Raw genomic sequence first — 25,117 nt, forward strand, 5'->3', positions numbered from 1 at the left:
GTATTTTCCGCCTTACGTTCCCCGAAGAGGGGATCCGAGGCCGGGAAACACGTTGTCGGTTTTTTATTGTTTTTCTCACTTAACTGTAGGGGGGAGTTGGATTGTTGTTGCAAAAATAATTTAACAAAAAACATCTTTTATAGTCCTGTAATCATAAAATACTTTGTCTTTTGCCTGTTTACAGCAGTTCAGGCGTATTTCTGGACTATTCAGGTACTGGTCTGCATTCTTTTAACGCTGGTTTTAAGGACGTTACTGGCTATATTCTTCAGCAGTTTGATGCGTACTTCAAGCGTAGTTGATACGGGTCGAAGCGTTTCAACCCCGTATCAACCCCGTTTGAAGTGCGCATCAAACTGCAACCAGACTCTACCAGTTACCTTGTTAAAAAGTAATTGTTTTACAATCAAACTAATTGTCTGTCAGGCTAGTGCATAAATTTATTATAAACCTGAAAATCAGGGCTATATTGATATTTATCAAACAAAATCCGGCCTCTTTATTAAATAATAACATGGCCACCAAACATGAACACCAACAAAGAATGGAGCGCCGTAAGGGTTAGACAATCACTATCTTAAAAAAGAGGGAAAGGCATATTCCTTGCCTTCGCTATAATTCATAGCGGCAGCAAGCAATATGCCTTTCCCTTTTTTTAAGATCCGTTGGAAAACCTTATTTAGCGATACCAACGGAGTGAAACTGCAAATCGTACAGCTTTTTGTAATAACCGTCAAGTTTCAGTAACTCCTGGTGGTTACCGATTTCTTTAATCTCTCCTTTATCCAGTACGATAATCTGATCAGCTTTCTGTATAGTTGACAAACGGTGTGCAATCACAATGGAAGTACGGCCCTTCATCAGCTTATCAATTGCAGTCTGAATCAGCATTTCAGTTTCTGTATCTACAGACGAAGTCGCTTCATCAAGCACAAGAATAGAAGGATTATAGACTAATGCCCTGATAAAAGAAATTAGCTGTGCTTGTCCGGCAGAAAGTGTGGCTCCGCGTTCCATTACGTTATACTGATAACCTCCGGGAAGTCTCTCAATGAAATCGTGTGCACCTACTTTTTGAGCCGCATCAACCACTTCCTCCATAGTTATGGCAGGGTTATTTAGCGTGATATTATTAAAAATTGTATCAGAAAATAAGAAAACGTCCTGTAGTACAGTAGCAATATTATTCCTTAGATAGTTTAGCTCATAGTCATTGATACTTACACCATCAACTTTGATTTCTCCTTTCTGGATTTCGTAGAAACGGTTCAGGATATTGATAGTGGACGATTTACCTGCCCCCGTTGCACCAACCATTGCCACAGTCTGCCCTGCCTTTACTTCGAAAGAGATATTTTTTAAGACGTAATTTTCATCGTTATAGGCAAACCAGACTTTATCGAACTTAATATTACCGGCCATCTTTTCCGGCTTGTAAGTACCATTGTTTGTAGTCAGTTCTTTAGTATCTAACACTTTAAATACACGCTCTGCCCCTACCATTCCCATTTGCAGGGTATTGAATTTATCAGCAAGTTCACGGATTGGTCTGAACAGCATACTGATGTACAGGATAAACTCGGCAATTGTACCGGGTGTAACATCAAGGGGTTTGGCCAGAATGCTTTTTGCACCATACCACACCAAAAGACCTAGTGACATGGCAGAGATAATTTCTACAACTGGAAAGAAGATGGAGTAATACCAGTTGGAACGAATATTTGCATCGCGGTAACGTGCATTGATTTTCTTGAATTTACGAAACTCCTGGTCTTCTCTGGCAAAGTATTGAATGATAGAAATACCAGTGATATGTTCTTGCAGGTAGGTATTTAAATTGGATACTTCGGTTCTGATTTCCTGGAAGGCTGATTTAATAGATTTCTGGAAAATTGAAGTCGCCATGATCAGCAGGGGCATCGGTAAAAGCACAATCACCGTTAATTCCCAGTCTGCATAAAACATGACCGCAATAATGGCAATGACCTGAAGGATATCACCGATGATTACAATCAGACCTTCTGAAAAGATATCAGAGATAGTTTCCAGATCTGAGACTGTACGGGTTATCAATTGTCCGATCGGCGTTTTATCAAAGTATTGCAGCCTGAGTTTAGTGATATGATTAAATACATTGATTCTCAGGTCACGGATAGCCGACTGCCCCAGGGTATTGGTCAATAGCGTGTGGCTGTATTGAATAATACTTTGTACAACCAGCAAAAAGAGCATGAGCATGGTCATCATCACCAGGCCGTTGTGCTCCCCTTTCAGGATATAGTTATCCAGGGTGTATTTGATCAGGAAAGGTCTTACTGGTGCAATCAGTGCAAGTAGTATCGTTAAAATAACTGACCAGATAAATATGCTGCGGTAGGGTTTGACGTACTGAAAAACTCTTCTCAATAAGCCAACGTTTAACGCATCACCTGTGATTTTCGACATAATTAGTTTACAAAAGGATAAATGACATTGACCAGGTAAAGGCCACAGGCAGGTACTGACTGCCCGGCATTACTCCGGTTTTTACTTCCTATAATTTCTTCCAGCTGTGCCAGACTGATTTCTTTTTTTCCGATCAGGATTAACGTACCTACAATGGCACGCACCATATTTCTCAGGAAACGATCAGCTGAGATCGTAAATATAAGACCACCATCGGTTTCACGGAAGTAAGCCTCGGTAATTTTACAATTATTTGTAGCCGTAGAGGTATTGGATTTGCTAAAGCTGGTAAAATCTGTATAGTTCAGGAGCTGGGCAGCGGCAATATTCATGGCTTCAATATCCAGTTTACCTTTATACAACCAGGAACGGTTTAATTTAAAGGGGTCTTTATGGAAATGAAAATGATACTCGTAAGATCTCGCTGTGGCATCAAAACGTGCGTGTGCAGTTTCTGATACTTTAAAAATTCTTTTGATAGCAATGGGATAAGGTAAAAGGGAATTTACGCTTCCCACGGCATTCGCAGCTGCTTCTTCTGTTACATTTTGCAAATCTGCGTGTGCAAAGAATTTACTGGCGTGAACTCCGGCATCTGTTCTGCCACAGCCCAGTGTTTCAACAGGTTGCCTGAAGAAAACGGTTAATGCCCTGTCCAGTTCCTGCTGAACAGTGATCGCGTTTGGCTGCGTCTGCCATCCATGGTAAGCTGTTCCATCGTAGGCTAATTCTATAAAAAAACGTTGTATATTCAATGTAATGCAAAAATACTTTTTTCCGCTTAACAAGACAGACGTTTAATGTCTTTTAATATATTTGTTGGAAATTATTAAATTGATATGATACAAAGGGTTCAATCCATCTGGTTATTTTTAGCAGCGCTTACGTTGTTTTTGTTAGTAATTCTTCCTGTTTTAATCATACATGGTGCTCCGGGAGATTTAACTTTCCAGATTGGTGGTATTTATGAAAAAGTAAATAATATCAGCCAGAAAACTGAATCCTTCACTGCGCTTTTCGGTGCAACAATTGCTATAGGCCTGCTTTGCCTGGCAAACATCTTCACTTTCAAAAACAGAACGCTACAGAAACGGATTATCCTGCTGACTATAGTTTTAATTCTGGCTTTAGCCGCATGGGCAACCAATTATGCGCTGCATATTCCAAGGATTTCAGAAGGATTTACTTTAAGTGCAGGCGCTTATTTACCTGTTCTTTCCCTGATTTTTTGTGCCCTTGCTATCAGAGGGATTAATAAGGATGATCAATTAATACGCTCTGCGGATAGATTAAGATAGTCTTTTGATAGGTTATTTTTTTACTTAAAGGTCAAATAACCTAACCATTAACAATCAAAATGTTAGACTTATAATTATTATTTGGTTATGTACCAAACAAATACCGAAAATTAAGCTTACCTTTGCGGCTTAATAAATAAAGTTAAAATGATAAACCCATTTAAATTATTGGGGATAAGTGATGACGTTGTTAATGCCGTAAAGGATTTAGGTTTCGAAAATCCAACACCTATTCAGGAGCAAGCTATTCCTGTGCTGTTAGAGGGCAATAATGATTTTGTTGGTTTGGCCCAAACAGGAACAGGAAAAACAGCAGCATTTGGTTTGCCGCTAATTGAACTGATTGACTTCAAGATGAATAAGCCTCAGGCTTTAATTCTATGCCCTACCCGGGAGCTTTGCTTGCAAATTGCCAGCGACATCAAAAATTACTCAAAAAATACGCCTGGTGCTAGTGTTGTTGCCGTTTACGGTGGCGCGAACATTGTGCAGCAATTGCGTGAAATCAGAAACGGTGTACAAGTAGTTGTAGCTACACCGGGTCGTATGTTAGACATTATCGGTCGTAAGGCTATAGATTTCAGTAGTGTGAAATATGTAGTTCTTGATGAGGCTGACGAAATGCTGAACATGGGCTTCCAGGAAGACATTAATGATATCTTGTCTACTACACCTGACGACAAAAAAACCTGGTTGTTTTCAGCTACTATGCCTCCTGAGGTTAGAAGAATAGCTAAAAACTACATGGACAACCCTACTGAGTTGACTATGGGAACCAAAAACACTGGTAACGTAAATATTGAGCATGAGTACTATGTAGTACGTGCCAGAGATAAATATGCTGCCTTAAAACGTATTGTAGATTTCAACCCTGAAATTTTCGCAGTAGTTTTCTGTAAAACCAAAATGGATACGCAGGATGTTGCTGAGAACCTGATCAAGGACGGTTACAATGCTGATGCTTTGCATGGTGACTTATCACAACAACAACGTGATAAAGTTATGCAGCGCTTCCGTGACCGTAACATGCAGTTATTAATTGCTACTGATGTTGCAGCACGTGGTATCGATGTAAATAACGTAACTCACGTTGTTAACTATTCATTACCTGATGAAATTGAAAGTTATACCCACAGAAGTGGTCGTACAGGAAGAGCTGGTAAATCTGGTATTTCTATCTGTATCATCAATTCTAAGGAAACTGGAAAAATCCGTCAGATTGAAAGAATCATCGGTAAAGCATTTACTAAAGCTGAATTACCTACAGGATTTGATGTTTGCGAAAAACAACTTTTCTCATTGGTTCACAAAGTTCACAATGTTGAAGTAAATGAAGCACAAATTGAGCAGTACATCCCAAGAATCATGGATGAATTTGCTGAATTAAGCAAAGAAGAAGTGATCAAACGTTTTGCATCTTTAGAGTTTAACCGCTTTTTAGAGTATTACAAAAATGCACCGGATTTAAATGCAGCTGCTAACGATGAGCGTGGTGAACGTTCTGAGCGCGGTGCAAGAGGTGCTAGAAACAGTGATTTTACCCGTTTGTTTATCAACGTAGGTTCGGTAGATGAATTCACAAGAGGTGACTTATTATCTTTTGTTTGTAACAATGGTAAAATCAGTGGAAAAAACATTGGTAAAATTGACCTTAAAGGTGTGTATTCATTCTTTGAAGTTGAAAATGCTATTGTTGATTCATTGTTCGCAAATTTCAAAGACATCCAATTCAATAACAGAAGTGTTAGAATTGAAAAATCTGGCGACGCTCCTGAAGGTGGCGAAAGAAGATCTGGTGGCGGAGAAAGAAGAAGCTATAGCGGCGGTGGCGACAGAAGAAGTTCTGGCGGCGGAGAAAGAAAAAGCTATGGTGGTGGTGAAAGAAAGAGTTATGGCGGTGGCGAAAGAAAAAGCTACGGTGGCGGTAATTCTGGTGGAAGCGGAAGACGTGAAGGTGGAAGCAGCGCTGGAGGTTTCAGAGATTTCTCTGGTAAACCACGCGAAGGTGGAAGCGGAACGGGCGAAAGAAGACGCAGATCTTAATCTCAACCCAAATATAAAATTAAGCAGCCCGATTTATCGGGCTGTTTTCTTTTGAACGGGGTTTTGTCAGGAGGGAAATAAAAAAAGCTTTGCTACATGCCGGCGGCGCTACTTGCCTGAAGGGGCAAGATAACGCAGTGCCGGCATGTTAGCATAGACTTTTTTTTATTTCTCACCGATAAACCTAGTTGCTTAGAAAAAAAGATACGGTAATATGGGCATGGTTAATTAATTGTTTGAGTTGGGATAAGGGTGATTAGGACTCTCCTGTTACTTCTTGCAGCTTCGGAATTGGATTATACCGGCGAAACTCTTTATTTGTTGTTTAGGTGAAGGGTTTGGAGGTGAAAGAGGATAGTTATGCAGGATTGCTTTTAAATGAGGAACCCCACTATTCTTGCGAATAGCGGGGTTATTTATTAATTCAGGTTGACGACTAGTAGCCGAGGCCTTTATCGGTGCCTCTTGGGTCTGCTCCTGTTTCCAGGGTTCCGTCTGATTTAATCAGGATGGCATCTACGCGGCCCATAGGCTTACGTTCTGTTATTTTATAGCCTTTGTATTCTAATTTAATTCTTGTGGCGTCATCGATAGCGCCTTGCTCTACGAAAACTTCATCAGGTAGCCATTGGTGATGGAATCTTGGGGCTGCAACTGCTTGTTGCATGGTTTTGCCGAATTCAAGTACATTCAGGATCGTCTGGAAAACTGAAGTGATAATGGTTGATCCGCCGGGTGTACCCACTACCATTTTTAGTTTCCCGTCTTCTTCAACGATTGTAGGGGTCATTGAGCTTAGCATTCTTTTACCGGGAACAATTGAGTTCGCTTCTCCGCCAACTAAGCCATACATGTTTGGAGTGCCTGGTTTTACAGAGAAATCATCCATTTCATTGTTCAGGATAAAACCACCACCGTCTACGACAACTAATGAGCCGTAAGATCCGTTTAGGGTTGTTGTTGCAGATACTGCGTTCCCTTCGCTGTCTACGATGGAGTAATGGGTGGTTTCTTCGCTTTCTTTTACGGGTAATGTACCGGGTTTAACCTCGGAGCTTGGGGTAGCTTTGTTAAAGTCAATTCCTTTAGTTCTGGAATTGATATAAGTGGTACTTAAAAGGGCTGTTTGTGGGACTTTAAAGAAGTCAGGGTCACCTAAATAAGTTGCGCGGTCTGCATAGGCTCTGCGTTCTACTTCGACCATTAGCTGAACGGTAGAATCTCTTTGAAAGCCCCATTTATTTAAGGGATAATCACTTACTTGTTTTAACATCGTAATTAATGAAATACCACCGCTGGATGGTGGAGGCATAGAGATCACTGTATAGTTTTTGTATTTACCTGTTACGGTTTTTCTCCATACGGACTGGTAATCTTTGAGGTCTTTTGTAGTGATTATACCTTTGGTGTTTTGCATAGAGGCCACAATTGCCGCTGCAACTGGTCCTTCGTAAAAGCCTTTTCTACCGTTATCTCTGATCAGTTTTAAGGTTTTTGCCAGCTGTGGTTGTCTTAATAAGTCACCGGCTTTCCATAAACCGTCTTTAACAAAGGCTACTGGTTTTTTGTTGTATTTTAAGAATCCTTCTTTAAGGCCGTTTAATTCTGAGGCTTGCTGAGCAGTAATCTGGAATCCATTCTGTGCCAGGTCAATTGCAGGCTGAATATCTTTCTTCCAGCTTAGTTTACCATATTTATTGTATGCTTTGACCATCCCGTCAACAGTTCCTGGAATTCCTGTAGCTAATGCACCGTATAAGCTTTTATCTGTAATTGCGTTACCCTGAGCATCGAGATACATATCTCTGGAAGCTTTTTCAGGAGCTTTTTCTCTATAATCAAGTGCATCTGAATCTCCGCCTTTTCCTCTGTAAACCAGGAAACCACCTCCACCGATATTTCCGGCATCCGGATAAACTACAGCTAAAGCGAATTGTACGGCTATTGCTGCGTCAATTGCATTTCCACCGCGCTTAATGATCGCAACGCCAACCTTAGAGGCTTCGGGATGCGCTGTAACTACCGCAGCGTGTTTGAATTGGTTTAATTCCTGCCCGCTTGCGTTTGCTGTAAAGGAAACTATCAGTCCCAGGCAAAGAGGGGCCAGCAGCAGGTTTGATAATGATGTTTTTGATTTCATGGTTAGCATAAATTATAAAAAAATCCTGCCGGTGAACACGTAGCCTGTTTAAACTGACTACAGGCTCACCGGCAGGAAAACGCATTAAATTTAAAGAATTATATTGGAATTAAAAGTTAAGGGAGAGCCTTGTAAATACATATCTGCCAAGGAACCCGAATTGAGGAGCCTGGTTAGGATATAAGATACCTGAAGTACCCTGAGAACCCAGCAATAATTCCTGAGGGTAAACGTCAAAGAGGTTATTCGCCCCTACTGTGAGTTTAAGGTTTTTAGTCAGGTTGTAACCCGCGCCTATATCTGTAATTACCCTGCCTGTAAGTTCTTGTCTGTTAGCCACTACATTGGTTGGCTGAGAAACTTTTCCAAAGTATACATTCCGCAAAAAGACATTCCATTTGTTGATCGTATAGTCAAAAGTGATATTAGATTTTACACGTGGGGTAACTTTCTCAATCAGAATACGGCTCGCATCATCCAGATAGGTGCTTTCTTTTCCTACCAGTAGTGGAGAGGCATGAACAGGGCCAACTATAGCGGTTTTAGTGAAGGTTGTAGCCCAGTCTGTTCTAAGGTTACCTGCGCCTAAACGGGTGTTGTAAGAGAACACCACGTCTAATCCTTTGGTCTCTGTATTTACCGCGTTTGCAAAGAATCTGGCCGTTGTTGCATTCGCCAGGCGTAACAGGTCATAAATTTCTTTATCCTGTGGGGAGGCGGTTGGCGAATTGTTACCAGTGAACTGTCCGGTATAAATTACACGGTCATTAATCCTGATAAAATAGCCATCAACGGTGATTTTTAGTTTTCCAAGGTTAGAAGTGAAACCAGCACTTAAGCTTTTAGAGGTTTCTTGTTTTAGTTTTGGGATACCCAGCAATTGTGCAATACGGCTATCATTCGCAAAAGTTCCTGACTCTACAATGTTTCCGTCGATATAAACTGATGAAGTAGAGCTAAAGTATTTCTGGTGAAGTGAGGGTGCTCTGAATCCTGTACTCGCCGCAGCACGGAACAGAAATTTATCAGAGAATTTGTATCTCGCCGCCAGTTTACCATTTAATGTGGAGCCGAAGTCTGAGTAATTCTCAAACCGGGCTGCTGCATCCAGTAATAGTTTCTCTGTGAAGTTTAGTTCTACGTCTCCATAGGCTGCAAATGAGTTACGGGACTCATTAGTCAGGTTTGCCGTACTGATGCCGGGAAAACCTTGTGCTCCACCAGCATAAGCAGCGCCATTAGGTGCAAAACGGGTAGAGATATTACCGTTCGCATCTGGAATAAGGATTGGCTTGCCTGCACCATCTACACCTACTTGCAGTGCATTGCCGTAATTTCTCCAGGAAGCTTCTTCTCCTGGCTTAATTTTATAGTTTTCGTACCTGTTTTCAAATCCAAAAGCTACGTTGATACCTTTTAACGGGCTTTCAAAGAAACGGGTAAAGTCTAAATTAGTTGTGTTTTGAACAAATTCATAACCACCAGATTCAAATGATGTTGGTGAAGCAGTCAGCATAGAGGCATTTACTGTATTAGCCGTTTTAAAGTCAATCACGTTACGACCAATCGTATTACTGAAATCCGTTTTCCATGCCCCTAATTTTCCCCTGATCCCTCCCGCAAAAGATTGATCCAGACTATTGGTTATAATTTCTGGTAAAAACCCATTTGGATAAATGACTGCATTGTTTTGGTTAAGTTGACGTGGGGTACGGTAAAAGGCATTGGAAATACCATTTCTATAGTTTACACCTCCAAAGGCATAAATTTCGGCATCCTGTGCAACAGGAATTACGGAGTTAAAAAATAAAGCGCCTCCCCTGTTTTTTGACTGCCCTATGTTTGGCACAAAATCAGATCTGGTCTGCCCTCTTCTGGCTAATTCAGCATCAGTAATGTCAATGCCTGTAGGTGTTGGATATAAACCGGGATTGTTATAATCTGAATAAATAACCCCGCGGTATGGAGTGGTACGCGAAGCAAAGTCTCTGTAATCAAATGAGCCGGCAAGGTTTAAGAAGCCGCCTTTATCGCTTAGTTTAACACCGTAGTTCACGTTAGCCTGTACAGTTTGTCCATCCAGACCGTCAGAATGTTTACCGGTATAACCACCGCCAGAAACGTTGGCTGTTAATTTATTAACGTCATCATTTAAGATGATATTGATTACTCCTGCGATGGCATCAGATCCATATTGTGCCGCAGCACCGTCACGCAGAATTTCTACTCTTTTAATGGCCGATGTAGGAATGGCATTCAAATCTGTACCTACTGATCCTTTTCCTAAACTACCATTAATATTAACAAGTGCAGTGGTATGTCTTCTTTTTCCGTTAATTAAAACCAATACCTGATCGGGGCCCAGTCCACGCAGGGATGCAGGGTCAATGTGATCTGTCCCGTCAGTGAGGCTCATTACATTGGAGGTGAAGGAAGGGGCCACGAAATTCAGGATCTGATTCAGTGAAACCTGCGGAATATTTTGAGTGATTTTTTTAATATCTACTACATCAACCGGAACCGGGGTATCTAAATTGGATCGTGGTGCACTTCTGGAACCCAGCACCACTACATTTTCCAGGTTATTATGATCCGATAGTAACTGGAAGTCCAGGTCTTTGGTTTCATTGTCTGCAATAGTAATTTTCTTTTGCTGCGTTTGATAACCGATATAAGAAACAACCACTGTATAGGTACCTGCTTTTGCCAGTTTAAGCTGATATTTTCCTGTAGCATTTGTACCTGCTTTCTGACCAGTCCCCACTACCGAGACTGTAGCACCTATAATAGTTTGGGAGGTGTCGCTTATTGTTCCGCGTATAGTCTGTGCTTGCGTGGTCAGTGCAAATGCGGTAAGGATCAAAATAATTGAGTAAAATTTAATTTTCATATGCGTTCGTTTAGGTTTAGGATTGATAGTTAACAATAGCGCTTACTATCAGTGATTTCCAAATATATTCTTATTCAGATTAAAAACTACTCATTTAGTATACTTTAATAAGAATAATAAGTTATTTAACGCATGGTTGATAAAAAAGAGGCAAAAAAAAATCCGGATCGTCTGATCCGGATTGAAATTATTTTAAGGTCTGACTTATTTGCCAGCTGGTTTGTCTTTGATTTGGGAAGCTTTAAGATAAACTTTAGCTCCTTTTTTATTGATGTAATATTTACGGTTTTTTCCGTTGATATAAACATCTGAACCATCTGGTGCAACTTTACCTTTATAGGTTTTATCGCCTACTTTTGAAACGCCTTTTACTGCTACTTCTGCTGTTTTGTTACCAACTGATGAAGCTGTGTTTTCGATCTTCTCGCCAACTGTTTTCTTTTTTTCCTGCGCCTGAGTAGAAAGAGAGACTGTACCCGCTAATGCCAGGGTTAATAAACCCGCTAGATATTTCTTGTTCATATTATAGATTGTTTTAAGTTTCCATTTGTAGCTATTCAACTTCCCTTTCAGGTGGCCGAAAATGTACAGGTATAATTTCTATAACAATCTGATAATTATATTGTTTTAATTTAATTGTTCAGTTAATAAAGCCATTTCAATTTGTGGAGAATGACGCTCATAAAGGACAGCGTACACTGCCCGGCAAATTGGCATTTCCACTTTATATTTTTTGTTGATTACATGCATACAGCTTGCCGCGTAATATCCTTCAGCAATCATATTCATCTCTAATTGGGCAGATTTAACGGTGTATCCTTTCCCTATCATATTTCCAAAAGTCCGGTTACGGCTAAATTGGGAATAGGCAGTGACCAGCAAATCTCCAAGGTAAGCTGATTCTTTGATGTCACGGTTAATTGGATGTACGGCTTCGACAAACCGGTTGATTTCACGGATCGCATTAGAAATTAAAACGGCCTGAAAATTATCGCCATATCCTATTCCATGACAGATTCCACTGGCTACTGCATAAATATTTTTTAATACAGCAGCATATTCAGTTCCGAAAATATCATCTGATATATTGGTCTTGATATATCTTGTATTTAATAATCTGGAGAATTTACCGGCAGTTTCCAGGTTAATGGATGCTATAGTCAGGTAGGATAGTTTTTCCAGCGCGACCTCTTCAGCATGACATGGCCCGCTGATCACCAGAATATCATCCAAAGGAACGTGGAATTTTTCATGCATAAATTCACCGATAATCTGATTTTCATCAGGTACAATTCCTTTAATTGCTGAAACTATTTTTTTACCAGCCAGCATTTCCGGCGTAACCCCACGCAGGGATTCTTTAAGAAAGGCTGCCGGAACATTCAGAACGATATAATCTGCTTGTTTAATAATTTCACAGATATCATTAGAGATATTATCTTCTGGTATTCTCAGCTCGACAGAGCTCAGGTATTTTGGATTGTGTTTGTATTGCTTCAGGTGTGCAATTGATGCAGTATCACGCAGCCACCAGTAGATCTCTTTTTCAGTAAGATTATCTGAAAGCATTTTTATGACCGCAGTTGCCCAACTACCGCCACCAATCATTGCGACTCTTGGTATCATCATATATAAATAAAAAATCCCGGCTTAATGTTTTAAACCGGGACAAATTACTTAATTTATTGCGAACAGCCTGTCTTACTTTTTCTCAGACTTAGAAACTGACTGATCTTTAATGTCTTTTTCTACTTTCATGCCGTCCTTCAACTTATTCTGAACGGTTGAATATGGGCCACTTACAATTTCAGTTCCTTCTTTCAATCCGCTTTTAATCTGGATATATTTGTCATCCTGAATACCTGTTGTCACCTCAACTTTTTTCACTTTACCATCAGCATACGTATATACGTACTGTTTAATAGCCTTATCGTTTAATTTGCTTTTCTGTTTACCAGCAGCAGGGTCTTCTTCTTTGTCTCCTTTATCCTCTTTACCAGCATCCTTTTTAAGTCCTTCAACAAATACAGCCATAATCGGAACTGATAAACTTTTCACAGAAGAACTTTCAATATCAACTGTTGCTGATAAACCTGGTCTGAATGGGGAAGGAAGATCTTTTGCCCCGCCTTTAATTCCAGTATAAGAATCTGCTGAGATACGAACTTTGACCACAAAGTTAGTCACCTGGTCAACAGTTGTTGCTGCTACAGCAATATCTTTAGAAGAACTGGCTATTTCAGTAACCACACCTTTAAATTTTTTATCATCGAATGCATCTACCTGAATTGCAGCATTGTCACCTACATTTACGCGGTTAATATCATTTTCATTGACATCAACGTTTACTTCCATCGTGTTCAGGTTAGAAATACGCATCAATTCGGTACCTGCAAACTGAGCTGTTCCTAAAACCCGGTCTCCAAGTTCTACAGATAATTTAGAGATTACGCCGTCAACTGGTGAAAACACGGTAGCTTTTGCCAGGTTGGCACTGGCTTCCTGTACACCCGCACCTGTTTGTGCAAGATTATACTTCGCAGCAATCAGGGATTGTTTTGCACCATCCAAATTCGTTTTACCTGTTACGTAAGCTGCCTTAGCCGCATCATATTCTGAAACTGAAATCACTTTCTTTTTGAACAGCTCTACGTTACGTTTATAGATTGCCTCCTGATTGACAAAGTTAGCTTCAGCTTGTTTCAACTGCTGCGCTGCTGATCCCACAGATGCTTTCTGCGCACTATAAGTTGCACTGGCTCTGTCCAAACCAGATTTCAAAACGTCTGGTCTGATTCTAAACAAAAGCTGGCCTTTTTTAACAATATCACCTTCTTTAACACGTAATTCTACAACCTCACCCGATACCTCAGAACTCACTTTAACCTCTGTTTCTGGTTTGATTTTACCACTTGCAGTAACAGTTTCAATAATGTTCCTGGTCTTTGTTTTTTCTATCGTAACTTTTTCAGCCTGATCACCGCCTATTACGCCGGTCACTTTACCGACAATCAATAACACAATAAGTGCTCCTACGGCGATGAGTATGTATTTTAGTTTCATTTCTATTTTAATTTATGGATTGAGCTTAAAAGGTTATCTGTTTGCCTAAGTAATAATCTATAACTTTTGATTTAAACAGCAAGTCATATTTCGACTGAATGAAATCAACTTCTGCTTTATTTCTGTTTGTTCTTGAAGTATTGTAATCTAATGAATTTACTAAACCTACTGCATAACGTTGTTCAATTACGTTAAAAGCATCTTTTTGGGCATTGAAAGTATTTTCGTTTGATTTATATCTGCTGTCCGCAGCTCTTAAATCGGCCACTGCCTGAGCAATCACTTTATTCAGATTGTTCTTAGCCAGCTGCTCACTGATTTTACTGGTTTCATAAGAGATTTTTGCTCTTTTTACATTTGATCTCACGGTATAGCCATTGAAGATAGGAATGGACAGCGAAAAACCAACATTCTGATAAAAGTTATTGCTGATCTGATCGTTTAAATGCGGATCGGAAGGAAGACCAATTGTTTTAGTACCTATGGTGTAAGAATATCTTGATCCAAGGCCTGCTCCTACTGTAAGTTTCGGATAATAAGATCCTTTAGCTACATCGACTGCTTTTTCAGCAGCGCGTCTGTTTAATTCTGCCAATTTGATATCCGGAAAAAATGATACGGAAGTATTATAGACATCATTGACGTCATAAATTTTCTGTGCTTCTGCGATATCTCTGATCGTTGGCTTAACAACTGTATAATTTTGAGAATCGGGACGCATTTCCATCAATTGAGAAAGTGTCAGGTAAGAAATAGTCAACTGGTTTTGTGCATTGGTCACATTCAGTTCGGCTGTAGCAGTCTGCGCTTTTGCCTGCGAAATATCTGCCAGTGTTTTATTTCCTGCCTCCAGTAAAGATTGCTCACGTCTTTGTGTTTCCTGTGCAACTAATAGTTGTTCTTTAGAAGCTTTTAATAAGTCGGTATTAAATACAACCTGAAAATAGGAAGTGACTACCTGTAAAACAAGGTCATTCTTAATTTTATCAAGATTACTGTTACCAGCCTCCAGTAAAATTTTATTCTGACGGATCTGGTTCACTTTACTGAATCCGGCAAATACATCTACCTGTGCACTCAGGCTTCCGTCTCCGGAATAAAAATTCTGGGTGATTAACTGATTTGTTGCAGGGTTCAGACTCCTTCCGTAATTCAGTGTATTATTTACAGTTCCGTTCAGGCTAGGATAAAGGGCCGCTTTTGACTGTTCCAGATTTACTGCTGCCGTAGACACATTCAATGACGACTGCTTAATATTCAGGTTATTTTCCAGCATACGATCAATCGCATCCTGAATGGTCAGCGTTTCCTGCGCATGCAGGTTAGCAGACATACCTATCGTGACCAAACTAAAAGTAACAGCGAAGGTTAATTTTGACAGCGTATTAGTAGTAAACATTTTCATTGGTTTTGTATTTTTCTTAAATAAACAACTTATCGATTTTATCAATTTCTTTACAACCAGCTGTAATTTCTTACATTTGATCGATGTATCTGGTTAAATCACCTCTTTTATTAAAATGGTATTATCCATCCTTAGTCTGGAACAAAAGCCGGGCTGACAAAGTCGTCTATTTAACCTTTGACGACGGACCCATACCTGTTGTTACAGACTTTGTTTTAAATACTTTAAAAAGTTTCAATTGCAAGGCGACTTTCTTTTGTATCGGTGACAATATAAACAAACATGCCGAAATTTTTGAACAAGTTAAAAGTGAAGGCCACGCGATAGGAAACCATACTTTTAACCACTTAAAAGGCTGGAAAACTGAGGATAACACTTATATTCAAAATTTCAAATCTTGTCAGCAGCTCACGGATACAGACTTGTTCCGTCCACCTTACGGGAGAATAAAAAAATCTCAGATCAAAGCATTGCGCAAAATTAACCCACAGCTTAATATCATCATGTGGGATGTGCTGAGCGGAGACTTTGATGTGGACCTTTCTCCCGAAAAATGTTATGAAAATGTGATTAAAAACACAAGAAACGGGTCTATAATCGTATTCCATGACAGCCTGAAAGCTTTTGACAGGCTAAAGTTTGCCTTACCGGCCACCTTAAAATTTTTAACCGCTCGGGGTTATGAGTTCCATACGCTTTAATTTTCTGCAAGCATTACGAAGTTCAGGCCAAAAGTAACAGACTGGTAAAAAGACTTCCAGACAGCTATTTGAAGCCCGGCTCTTATAGTGGTTGTCCGTAAACGGACGATAACGTACGTTTACGGACAACCTTCAGCGGATTGAGTTCCAGGAAGAAGCAGTTATTTTATTTAGAACATGTATAAATAATATAATGAACTTACATAGGTTAGCCTCAGCCTGTTTTTTTTTGTAAATTCGCTACAAATAATTTAAATTATATTACCTTTTAACACATATTATCAATGGCTTTTGATATAGAAATGATCAAAAAGGTGTATGCAAACTTTGGTCCCCGAGTTGAGGCGGCCCGTAAATTAGTAGGCAGACCTTTAACACTCTCAGAAAAAATCTTATATACTCACCTTTGGGATGAAAAAACAAATACTTCTTACGTAAGAGGTACTGACTATGTAGATTTTGCTCCTGACCGTGTAGCTATGCAGGATGCAACTGCCCAAATGGCATTATTGCAATTTATGCAGGCTGGCAGACCGAAAGTTGCTGTGCCTTCAACGGTACACTGTGATCACTTGATTACTGCAAAATTAGGTGCAGAGCAGGATCTTCCTGCGGCGAATACAGAAAGTAAAGAAGTTTTTGATTTCCTTGCTTCAGTATCCAATAAATACGGCATTGGTTTCTGGAAACCAGGTGCAGGTATCATTCACCAGGTTGTATTGGAAAACTATGCATTTCCAGGTGGAATGATGATCGGAACAGATTCTCACACCGTGAATGCTGGTGGTTTAGGAATGGTTGCGATTGGTGTTGGTGGTGCTGATGCTTGTGATGTAATGGCAGGTTTGCCTTGGGAGCTTAAATTCCCTAAATTAATTGGTGTAAAATTAACCGGTAAATTAAGCGGCTGGTCTTCACCTAAAGATGTAATCTTAAAAGTAGCTGGTATCCTGACTGTAAAAGGTGGTACTGGTGCTATTGTTGAATATTTTGGTGAAGGTGCAACGAATATGAGCTGTACTGGTAAAGGTACCATTTGTAATATGGGTGCTGAAATCGGTGCAACGACTTCAACTTTCGGTTATGATGAGAGCATGGAACGTTATTTACGTGCTACAGACAGAGCTGATGTTGCTGATGCTGCCAACGCTGTTAAAGAACACTTAACTGGTGATGCTGAAGTTTATGCTGATCCTGCTAAATATTTTGACCAGGTAATTGAAATTGACTTATCTACATTGGAGCCTTATCTGAACGGTCCGTTTACTCCGGATTTAGCGACCCCTATTTCTAAAATGAAAGAGGTTGCTTTAGCTAACGGATGGCCGATGAAAATCGACGTAGGTTTGATCGGGTCTTGTACAAACTCTTCATACGAAGATATTTCAAGAGCGGTGAGTGTAGCGAGACAAGTTGCAGAAAAAGGCTTAACAGCTAAATCTGAATATTGTATCAACCCTGGATCTGAGCAAATCCGTTTCACGATACAACGTGATGGATTTATGGATGTGTTCAAACAAATAGGTGCTAAAGTATTTACAAATGCTTGCGGACCTTGTATTGGAATGTGGGACAGAGTAGGTTCGGAGAAACAAGAGAAAAACACAATCGTTCATTCTTTCAACCGTAACTTCGCGAAACGTGCTGATGGTAACCCGAATACTTTTGCTTTTGTTGGTTCTCCGGAATTGGTAACAGCTTTAGCTATTGCTGGTGACTTAAGCTTCAACCCATTGACTGATACTTTAACCAATGCAAATGGTGAGCAGGTAAAATTGGATGAGCCTACAGGATTTGAATTGCCTCCAAGAGGTTTTGCTGTTGATGACGCAGGTTATCAGGAACCAGCAGCTGATGGAAGTGGTGTTCAGATTTTAGTTTCTCCAACTTCTCACAGGTTGCAATTGCTTGATCCTTTTACTCCATGGGAAGGTACAGACCTTACAGGTTTAAGATTACTGATCAAAGCAAAAGGAAAATGTACAACTGACCATATTTCTATGGCTGGTCCATGGTTGAAATTCCGTGGCCACCTGGACAATATTTCTAATAACATGCTGATCGGTGCAGTGAATTATTTCAACGATAAAACTGATACCGTTAAAAATCTGTTAACTGGTGAATATGGTCCTGTTCCTGCAACACAACGTGCTTATAAAGCAGATCATATTGGAACTATCGTAGTTGGTGATGAAAACTACGGTGAAGGTTCTTCACGTGAGCATGCGGCAATGGAGCCCCGTCACCTTGGTGTTCGTGCTGTATTGGTTAAATCTTTTGCACGTATTCATGAAACTAACTTAAAAAAACAAGGAATGTTAGGTTTAACATTCGCAAACAAGGAAGATTATGATAAAATCCGTGAGGATGATGTAATTGATATCGTAGGCTTAACAACTTTCACTCCTGATGTACCTTTAACTCTTGTGTTAAACCATGCAGATGGCACGAAAGAAGATTTCAAAGTTAACCACAGTTATAATGCACAGCAGATCGACTGGTTCAAAGCCGGTGGTGCATTGAATATTATTCGTAAGCAAGTAGCTCAATAATATACTTCATAAAAAAACTCCCGTCTTTAGGCGGGAGTTTTTTTATGTCTTTATTTTTTCAGAAATTCCTGCCACCAGTACCCTGATGATTTGATCGTTCTTTGTTGCGTTTTAAAATCATTATGGACTAAACCGAACCTGGCGTTAAAGCCTTCTGCCCATTCAAAGTTGTCGAGCAGTGTCCAGGCCATATAACCGGTAATGTTTATCCCCTCTTTTTTAGCTCTGAGTACAGCCAGCAGATATAACCGGAAGTATTCGATCCTGTCAGTATCATCTATTGCACCGCCTGTTAGCTTATCATTAAAGGCCGCGCCATTTTCTGTAATCACCAGGTTTTTGACTGAAGGATAGGAGGCAAACTGTTTAATGATATTATAGAAACTATCACCATTAATTTCCCAGCCCATAGCAGTATGTGGTTTTTTCCTGTTTTTCGCTTTGACCTCCCATGCTTGTACAACCGGGATAAACGCATTGTATTTAATCGTGAGCGGAAAATAGTTTTGTAATCCAATAAAATCGAAGTCAAACGTGAGACGTTCGGTATGCCGCCACGTAGAATGTGAGATGGCAAATTTCTCCATCACCTCCCAATCCTGTCCCGGATAACCCATTCCTAATGCGGGTTCTATAAATAAACGGTTCATCAGGCAATCTACCCTGGAGGCTGCCAGAATATCGGAATCACTTTGTGTATAGGGGATAATCTCTGAGCAGGAATAGGTAGTTCCGATATTTGCACCAGCTACTTCTGCGCGTAAGATGCGTCCTCCGTCTGCCTGCGCAATGGCAGTATGATGTACGGCAGAGAAAAAGTTAGTGAGCCCCGTTTTTCCAGGTGCATGTACTCCGAGCATATAGCCCAGCGAAGTAAAGCCGAAAGGTTCATTCAGTACAATCCAGTTTTTTACTTTATCTCCGTAAGTCCGGGCACATAACGTAACAAAAGCATTAAATGCCATATTGATGCTAAAAGCTGTCCATCCGCCCTCTTCTTCTAAAGCTTCCGGTAAATCCCAATGGTAAAGCGTAATGTAAGGCGTAATCCCTTGCTCCAGACATTCATCTATTACATTATGGTAGAACCTGATCCCTTCTTCGTTAACGATTCCTTTGCCAAAAGGAAGAATCCTTGGCCAGGAGATAGAAAAACGGAATACCGAGAATCCAAGCAATTTAACCAGTGCAATATCTTCATTATAGCGGTGATAAAAATCACAAGCCATAGCTGGATTATGCCCTTTCTTGATTTTACCGGATCTTTTGGAAAAAGTATCCCATATAGAAGGGCCTTTACCATACATGTCTGCGGCGCCTTCAATCTGTAAAGCGGCAGTAGCCACGCCCCACGAAAAATCATCACCAAAATCGGATGCTTTAATCATATCTGAATTCTATAACAGGCAATATGAGAATTTGATGTTAACTTCATGTTATGTTTACAGTAAAGTTATAAGCTGATTAAATTTTCCGGTCAGGTTTTAAGCCTCTGCTTCCTCAGGATTGAAGCTCAATCCTATTTCCTTCAGAAGTAATGCCGCATTAAATGTTTTACAAGCGCCTTCTTTTAATTTATAATCAAAATTCATTTCTCCTTCTGCCAGCTGGATATCAAAATGATAGTTTCTTACCAGTCCTGAATACTTTTCAATCATTTCTGATAATTGAAGATCATGTGTAGCAAATAGTGTTGGTGTTTTTCTAAGGATCATCTGCTGAATAAAAACTTTCGACCCCAGGTATTTATCCTTGCTGTTTGTTCCCCTCAGCATCTCGTCGATCAGTACTAATGGATGTGCTAAGGTGCTTACTCCTTCCAGAATCATTTTCAACCTGTTCAGTTCGGCTTTAAAGGTTGAAGTCTGGTCATTCAGTGAATCCTTAATCCGCATATAGGTTAAGATTTCAAAAATGGATACCTTCATGTATTTAGCGCACACAGGGGCACCGGAAAAGGCTAATACCATATTGATACCGGCTGTCCGCAGAAACGTGCTCTTACCTGCCATATTTGACCCGGTCACGATATCAACGGTTGGCTTACTATCAAAATTATAGGTATTCACTATCCGTTTGCTTTCTGCAATCAGCGGATGGCCCAGATCTTTGGCTTCGAAATGAAAAGTGTCTGAGATAACCGGGAAAGTAAGCTCTGGTTCGTTATAGTTGAAGGTAGCGAAGGAAATCAATTCTTCAAACTGGCTGATGGTATACAATCCTTTGATCAATTGATCTGAAGAGTTCACAAACCATTTGTCCAGCTGGATCGCACATCTGAAATCCCATAAAAGGAATACATTAAAGATAGTCCCGACAACCATATTTAACCGGACATCAAATGAATTGATAATGCCTGATAGTTTTTTGATCTGTACACTCAAAGGTACGGTTACGGTAAGCTCCGTAAAAAAACCTTTAATGTATTTACTTTCCCATTTGAGTTCTTCCGTCCATTTTACAGTTCCTGAGATCGCATTGAGCAAACTTGCGCTCCCGCTGAATCCGGAATGAACAAGGTTAATCTTTTTACTAAAGTAAAAACATAAAACAACGTTAACAAAGGCATAAAGTCCTAATCCTTCCCAGTAGAAGCCACCATATAAAGAACCGAGAATGATTAATCCGGCAGAGATAAAAGGTACTATCATTGTATATAGCCTCAATAAAGGACTATGTGTAAATTTCAATTGATCCGGCATCTGGTGCTCCAGTTTATGACTGATAATTTCCAGCTGTTCCGGTTTATGATTCTGAAGCCCTGCCCTGAAATGGAAAGTCTGGTCAATATGCCTGGTTAATTCAATGATTGCTTCCTGGCGATCCATAATAATTGCTGGCGTGGCAGGTTTGTTCAAACTATCTGCCAGCAATTTCATCCCATTTACCGTGTTTGAACGGTTAATAAATGCATATAAAGAAGAATGTCCGTAAATGTCAAGATCCGAAGCATAAGGGTGATATTCATCTTCAAAATGCTTGCCTTCTTTATATTTATTTTTACCTGTCAGGATGAGATTAACTTCATTCTGAAATACGAAAAGCATTTTCTCTGCGTAATTCAGCTCCTGTTCTTTAGCAGCCTGACGCTTTACAATAACCATAAAACACAACACAGGAATACACATCAGGATACCAATCAGCCAGTGATAGCCAAAATAGATTGTTATACTCACTAAAAGAATTTCGATGATAAACAGACCTAACCTGGATAACGAGATGTTATTGAGTGCTTTATTAATTTGAGTAATCTGTTCTTCCTGAGTTGCAACGTTATTTTGATAGTCCTTTAAAATACTATCTTTAGATTTTACCATATCTTTGAATCCTGTCTATATTAGAAGCGCTTCTAATATAGGGATTACTACATTAGCACATTAATTTTGAATGAAAATAACTTTACTCGTTGTCGGAAAAACAGAGGATAAATATCTGATCGAGGGTATTGAAAAATACCTTAACCGGTTAAAGCATTATATTGGTTTCAGCCTGGTCGTGATTCCTGATGTGAAGAATACCAAGAATTTAACAGAAGCACAACAAAAGACAAAAGAGGCCGAACTGATCCTGAAACAAATCAGCAACCTGGACACTGTTATCCTGATGGATGAGAAAGGGAAGAAATACACTTCTGTTCAGTTCTCAAATTATTTAAACAAACAAATGATCGGAAGTGTTCAGCATATGATATTTGTGATTGGCGGCCCTTATGGTTTTGACGAAAGTGTATATAAGAGAGCAAATGGAAGTATCTCTTTGTCAGATATGACGTTTTCACACCAAATGGTCCGCTTATTTTTTGTGGAGCAGCTGTACAGAGCATTTAGTATCTTAAAGGGCGAACCTTACCATCATGAATAGAAATCCTGAAATGCTTTATGGAATATTTCATTTTGTGCATCATCATCATAAGCTATTAAACTAAGAAAGGAATTTTATGCAACCAGGAGATTTTAAAAGAAAATACAGATTCAGAAGCAGAGGCAATGGCAACCGATGGGGCTTCACCATAGCCATCATTATCTCGATACTTGCATTTCTGCTGATCGTCTATTACTTGTAAACGATATTTAACTTGTGCAGAGAAATTCTGCGCATAAAAAAACCGGATGTTAAACATCCGGTTTTTTTATAGTATGGAGTCCTTAAACTCCTTTTTTGCTTGTCATGCTAGCTTTTTTAGCTGGCTGAGATGTTTTAACGGGAGCTTTAGCATTCGAAGGTTTAGGCGTAGCCTTAACTTTCTTGTCATCTGCTGCTTTAACCGCTTCAGCACCTTCAACAGCTCCGGGAGCCGCTTCTGTGAATAAAGGAAGATCCTTTAATAAGTGGTACCAGGTAACGATTTTCTTCATATCTGAAGTATAAACTTTTTCCTGATCGTGTGTAGGTGCAACCTCAACGAATAATGCTCTTAAAACAGCAGCATCAGCTTTAGCGTCAGCAACTTCACCTTTTAATGCAGCAATATTTGCTAAAACATCAACTAACTTCAAATCTTCATCTTCACCATAGATAGTGATATCTTCTAATGAAGCCAGTTTAGTAGAAGAGATACTAGTTACAATTTTAACTTTCTGAGCATCTAAGCCTTCCAGTACATAACCTGCTTTATTTTGTCCAACAAGTTTAAATAAACCTGGTCTGCCGGATACGGCTACAATTCCTCTTAAATTCATATCTTAATCTTCTATCACTTCTATACCTAAAATCTTATCTCCTTGTTTGATATCATCAACAATGTCTACATTTTCAACCACTTTACCAAAGCAAGTATGGTTTCTATCTAAATGTGCAGTGTTTGATCTGCTGTGACAAATGAAGAATTGTGAACCACCAGTGTTTCTGCCAGCATGTGCCATAGATAATACACCGCGCTCGTGATGTTGATTTCCACCATCAAGTTCACAGTCAATTTTGTAACCAGGGCCACCAGTTCCAGCTAAATGAGCTGTAGCTGCATCTTTGGAATTCGGACATCCTGCCTGTACTACGAAATCAGGAATTACACGGTGAAAAGTGATTCCATCATAAAACCCTTCATTTGCTAGTTTTTTAAAGTTCGCAACTGTGTTAGGGGCATCTGTGTCATAAAACTCGACAGTCATGTCGCCTTTTTCTGTTTTTATTATTGCTTTGCTCATATTCTTTTTTGTAATGGTCAAATTTAGTAAATTGAAACGACTAGATAAACTAAAGGTTCAAAAACCTATCCAACCTATAAATGTATATATAATGATTCATTTTAACGTTTAATAGTAGTAAAAATTTTAAATCAGCTATCTAAAGTTTAGATTAGTACCTGGCCTGCTAACTTATGATTTTAAAAAAGAGTTTCCTTTTGCTGTTATTGCTCACTTTAACGTTGGCAATGAAAGCTTCATCAATTCTGATTAACATGGACGAAGATCAGAAAAATCATCTCAAAGCTTATGGTATTGCCTACTGGAGTATTAAGCAGCAGGCAGATGTAAGCTGGTTATTGAATTACAGGGGCGGCAGTTTTCTGATTAAATATAGCAAGCTGATAGAGGACGAATGTAAAACCAGGGGAGTTTCTTACCAGGTCATCGCCGATGGCAAAGTAACTGCCATACTCAACGAAATCAGCGATCCTGCTGTAAATATGGAAATGGTTAAGCTGGAAAAAGCGCCAAAAATTGCTGTCTACTCTCCCAAAAGCAAGTTGCCATGGGATGATGCTGTAACCATGGTGCTCACTTATGCAGAGATCCCATATGATATTGTATATGATGACGAAGTATTAAAAGATAAGTTAACAGGTTACGACTGGCTGCACCTGCACCATGAAGATTTTACCGGGCAGTACGGCCGTTTTTGGAGTGCCTTCCAGAACGCAGCCTGGTACAAAGAAGATGTCAGAACTCAGGAAGCAACAGCCAAAAGAAACGGGTTCAGCAAAGTATCGCTGATGAAACTGGCAGTAGCAAAAAAGATGACTGAATTTTGTGCGGGCGGAGGTTTTCTTTTTGCCATGTGCTCGGCTACGGATAGTTTTGATATCGCCCTGTCGGCAGAAGGGGTAGATATTTGTGCCAGCATGTTTGATGGGGATGCAGAAGACCCGAATGCACAGTCTAAACTGGATTACAATAAGACATTGGCTTTTAAAGATTTCAGGTTGGACCCAAATCCTGCAAATTATGAGTTTTCTGATATTGATGTCACACAAACCAGAAGCCTGAATCAGCAAAATGATTATTTCACCTTATTTGAATTTTCAGCGAAGTCAGACCTGGTACCAACCATGCTGACCCAGGATCATGACCGCGTAATTAAAGGCTTCATGGGTCAGACCACAGCTTTCAGAAAGAGCCTGATCAAACCAAACATTACTGTTCTGGGAGAAAATAAGGGGGCAGCAGAAGTCCGTTACCTGCATGGTGATATTGGAAAGGGACAGTTTACTTTTTATGGAGGACATGATCCTGAAGACTATCAGCATGCTGTGGGTGATCCACCCACAGACTTAAACCTGCATCCCAATTCACCGGGATATCGTTTGATTTTAAATAATGTCCTGTTTCCTGCGGCAAAGAAAAAGCATCAGAAAACCTGA

The 25,117-nt window shown here is 39.8% G+C and carries 19 protein-coding genes; 6 read left to right on the top strand and 13 right to left on the bottom strand.

Annotated elements, in window-relative coordinates:
- Nucleotides 1-675: 675 nt before the first annotated feature.
- A complete protein-coding gene (locus HDE70_RS20850; RefSeq protein WP_183865897.1) occupies nt 676-2,445 on the bottom strand; it encodes an ABC transporter ATP-binding protein in 1,770 nt (589 codons plus the stop codon).
- 2 nt (nt 2,446-2,447) lie between these two features.
- The gene (gene truA / locus HDE70_RS20855; RefSeq protein WP_260161606.1) at nt 2,448-3,233 is read right to left on the bottom strand and encodes a tRNA pseudouridine(38-40) synthase TruA; all 786 of its coding nucleotides are present in this window, start codon (nt 3,231-3,233) and stop codon (nt 2,448-2,450) included.
- 51 nt (nt 3,234-3,284) lie between these two features.
- Between truA and HDE70_RS20860 the strand changes: the two genes are divergently transcribed.
- Both HDE70_RS20860 and HDE70_RS20865 read left to right on the top strand, forming a co-directional pair.
- A complete protein-coding gene (locus tag HDE70_RS20860; RefSeq protein WP_183891738.1) occupies nt 3,285-3,743 on the top strand; it encodes a DUF4293 domain-containing protein in 459 nt (152 codons plus the stop codon).
- A gap of 147 nt (nt 3,744-3,890) precedes the next feature.
- Nucleotides 3,891-5,786, top strand: a complete 1,896-nt coding sequence (locus HDE70_RS20865) for a DEAD/DEAH box helicase (RefSeq protein ID WP_183865899.1) — start codon at nt 3,891-3,893, stop codon at nt 5,784-5,786.
- 436 nt (nt 5,787-6,222) lie between these two features.
- On the opposite strand, the gene ggt is transcribed toward HDE70_RS20865, so the two are convergent.
- From ggt to HDE70_RS20895, 6 genes are all read right to left on the bottom strand, one after another.
- Nucleotides 6,223-7,926 (bottom strand): gamma-glutamyltransferase, encoded by a 1,704-nt coding sequence (ggt, locus tag HDE70_RS20870; protein ID WP_183891739.1) that lies wholly within the window; start codon nt 7,924-7,926, stop codon nt 6,223-6,225.
- A 109-nt stretch (nt 7,927-8,035) separates the two neighbouring features.
- On the bottom strand, nt 8,036-10,816 hold the full coding sequence (locus tag HDE70_RS20875) for a TonB-dependent receptor (RefSeq protein ID WP_183891740.1): 2,781 nt from the start codon (nt 10,814-10,816) through the stop codon (nt 8,036-8,038).
- 204 nt (nt 10,817-11,020) lie between these two features.
- Nucleotides 11,021-11,338 (bottom strand): hypothetical protein, encoded by a 318-nt coding sequence (locus tag HDE70_RS20880; protein WP_183865902.1) that lies wholly within the window; start codon nt 11,336-11,338, stop codon nt 11,021-11,023.
- A 105-nt stretch (nt 11,339-11,443) separates the two neighbouring features.
- Entirely contained in the window at nt 11,444-12,445 is a 1,002-nt protein-coding gene (locus tag HDE70_RS20885) for an NAD(P)H-dependent glycerol-3-phosphate dehydrogenase (RefSeq protein ID WP_183865903.1), read from the bottom strand.
- 72 nt (nt 12,446-12,517) lie between these two features.
- A complete protein-coding gene (locus HDE70_RS20890; RefSeq protein WP_183891741.1) occupies nt 12,518-13,879 on the bottom strand; it encodes an efflux RND transporter periplasmic adaptor subunit in 1,362 nt (453 codons plus the stop codon).
- A 25-nt stretch (nt 13,880-13,904) separates the two neighbouring features.
- Nucleotides 13,905-15,278, bottom strand: a complete 1,374-nt coding sequence (locus HDE70_RS20895; RefSeq protein WP_260161611.1) for a TolC family protein — start codon at nt 15,276-15,278, stop codon at nt 13,905-13,907.
- Nucleotides 15,279-15,367: 89 nt separating this feature from the next.
- Here HDE70_RS20895 and HDE70_RS20900 point away from each other — a divergent pair, with 89 nt between their 5' ends.
- On the top strand, nt 15,368-15,985 hold the full coding sequence (locus HDE70_RS20900; protein WP_183891742.1) for a polysaccharide deacetylase family protein: 618 nt from the start codon (nt 15,368-15,370) through the stop codon (nt 15,983-15,985).
- Nucleotides 15,986-16,269: 284 nt separating this feature from the next.
- Entirely contained in the window at nt 16,270-18,537 is a 2,268-nt protein-coding gene (locus tag HDE70_RS20905) for an aconitate hydratase (protein ID WP_183865907.1), read from the top strand.
- A 50-nt stretch (nt 18,538-18,587) separates the two neighbouring features.
- Here the strand turns inward: HDE70_RS20905 and HDE70_RS20910 are convergent, their stop codons facing one another.
- Complete coding sequence (locus HDE70_RS20910; protein ID WP_183891743.1) at nt 18,588-19,925, bottom strand: GH1 family beta-glucosidase; 1,338 nt, start codon at nt 19,923-19,925, stop codon at nt 18,588-18,590.
- A gap of 96 nt (nt 19,926-20,021) precedes the next feature.
- Entirely contained in the window at nt 20,022-21,854 is a 1,833-nt protein-coding gene (locus tag HDE70_RS20915) for a MutS-related protein (protein WP_183891744.1), read from the bottom strand.
- 70 nt (nt 21,855-21,924) lie between these two features.
- On the opposite strand from HDE70_RS20915, the gene rlmH reads away from it, so the two are divergent.
- A complete protein-coding gene (gene rlmH, locus HDE70_RS20920; RefSeq protein ID WP_111635304.1) occupies nt 21,925-22,398 on the top strand; it encodes a 23S rRNA (pseudouridine(1915)-N(3))-methyltransferase RlmH in 474 nt (157 codons plus the stop codon).
- Between the two features lie 55 nt (nt 22,399-22,453).
- Here rlmH and HDE70_RS20925 read toward each other — a convergent pair whose 3' ends face one another.
- From HDE70_RS20925 to HDE70_RS20935, 3 genes are read right to left on the bottom strand one after another with little or no spacing between them, the layout of a single operon-like run.
- Nucleotides 22,454-22,657: a hypothetical protein gene (locus HDE70_RS20925; RefSeq protein ID WP_183865910.1), complete on the bottom strand. Its 204-nt coding sequence runs from the start codon at nt 22,655-22,657 to the stop codon at nt 22,454-22,456.
- A 25-nt stretch (nt 22,658-22,682) separates the two neighbouring features.
- Nucleotides 22,683-23,216, bottom strand: coding sequence for a DUF5606 domain-containing protein (locus HDE70_RS20930; RefSeq protein ID WP_183865911.1), 534 nt, complete (start codon nt 23,214-23,216; stop codon nt 22,683-22,685).
- 3 nt (nt 23,217-23,219) lie between these two features.
- Complete coding sequence (locus tag HDE70_RS20935) at nt 23,220-23,681, bottom strand: peptidylprolyl isomerase (RefSeq protein WP_183865912.1); 462 nt, start codon at nt 23,679-23,681, stop codon at nt 23,220-23,222.
- A gap of 227 nt (nt 23,682-23,908) precedes the next feature.
- On the opposite strand from HDE70_RS20935, the gene HDE70_RS20940 reads away from it, so the two are divergent.
- Nucleotides 23,909-25,117: an asparagine synthetase B gene (locus HDE70_RS20940; protein ID WP_221302114.1), complete on the top strand. Its 1,209-nt coding sequence runs from the start codon at nt 23,909-23,911 to the stop codon at nt 25,115-25,117.

It is taken from the genome of Pedobacter cryoconitis (assembly GCF_014200595.1).
Lineage (GTDB): Bacteria > Bacteroidota > Bacteroidia > Sphingobacteriales > Sphingobacteriaceae > Pedobacter > Pedobacter cryoconitis_C.

Excerpts from the sequence above, each read along its gene's own strand:
- HDE70_RS20875 (WP_183891740.1), bottom strand. The coding sequence starts at position 10,816 with ATGAAAATTAAATTTTACTCAATTATTTTGATCCTTACCGCATTTGCA.
- HDE70_RS20925 (WP_183865910.1), bottom strand. The coding sequence starts at position 22,657 with ATGTTTAACATCCGGTTTTTTTATGCGCAGAATTTCTCTGCACAAGTT.
- HDE70_RS20895 (WP_260161611.1), bottom strand. The coding sequence starts at position 15,278 with ATGTTTACTACTAATACGCTGTCAAAATTAACCTTCGCTGTTACTTTT.
- HDE70_RS20885 (WP_183865903.1), bottom strand. The coding sequence starts at position 12,445 with ATGATGATACCAAGAGTCGCAATGATTGGTGGCGGTAGTTGGGCAACT.
- HDE70_RS20910 (WP_183891743.1), bottom strand. The coding sequence starts at position 19,925 with ATGATTAAAGCATCCGATTTTGGTGATGATTTTTCGTGGGGCGTGGCT.
- HDE70_RS20890 (WP_183891741.1), bottom strand. The coding sequence starts at position 13,879 with ATGAAACTAAAATACATACTCATCGCCGTAGGAGCACTTATTGTGTTA.
- HDE70_RS20905 (WP_183865907.1), top strand. The coding sequence starts at position 16,270 with ATGGCTTTTGATATAGAAATGATCAAAAAGGTGTATGCAAACTTTGGT.
- ggt (WP_183891739.1), bottom strand. The coding sequence starts at position 7,926 with ATGAAATCAAAAACATCATTATCAAACCTGCTGCTGGCCCCTCTTTGC.
- HDE70_RS20900 (WP_183891742.1), top strand. The coding sequence starts at position 15,368 with ATGTATCTGGTTAAATCACCTCTTTTATTAAAATGGTATTATCCATCC.
- HDE70_RS20935 (WP_183865912.1), bottom strand. The coding sequence starts at position 23,681 with ATGAGCAAAGCAATAATAAAAACAGAAAAAGGCGACATGACTGTCGAG.
- HDE70_RS20940 (WP_221302114.1), top strand. The coding sequence starts at position 23,909 with ATGAAAGCTTCATCAATTCTGATTAACATGGACGAAGATCAGAAAAAT.
- HDE70_RS20850 (WP_183865897.1), bottom strand. The coding sequence starts at position 2,445 with ATGTCGAAAATCACAGGTGATGCGTTAAACGTTGGCTTATTGAGAAGA.
- HDE70_RS20860 (WP_183891738.1), top strand. The coding sequence starts at position 3,285 with ATGATACAAAGGGTTCAATCCATCTGGTTATTTTTAGCAGCGCTTACG.
- rlmH (WP_111635304.1), top strand. The coding sequence starts at position 21,925 with ATGAAAATAACTTTACTCGTTGTCGGAAAAACAGAGGATAAATATCTG.
- HDE70_RS20930 (WP_183865911.1), bottom strand. The coding sequence starts at position 23,216 with ATGAATTTAAGAGGAATTGTAGCCGTATCCGGCAGACCAGGTTTATTT.
- HDE70_RS20880 (WP_183865902.1), bottom strand. The coding sequence starts at position 11,338 with ATGAACAAGAAATATCTAGCGGGTTTATTAACCCTGGCATTAGCGGGT.
- HDE70_RS20915 (WP_183891744.1), bottom strand. The coding sequence starts at position 21,854 with ATGGTAAAATCTAAAGATAGTATTTTAAAGGACTATCAAAATAACGTT.
- HDE70_RS20865 (WP_183865899.1), top strand. The coding sequence starts at position 3,891 with ATGATAAACCCATTTAAATTATTGGGGATAAGTGATGACGTTGTTAAT.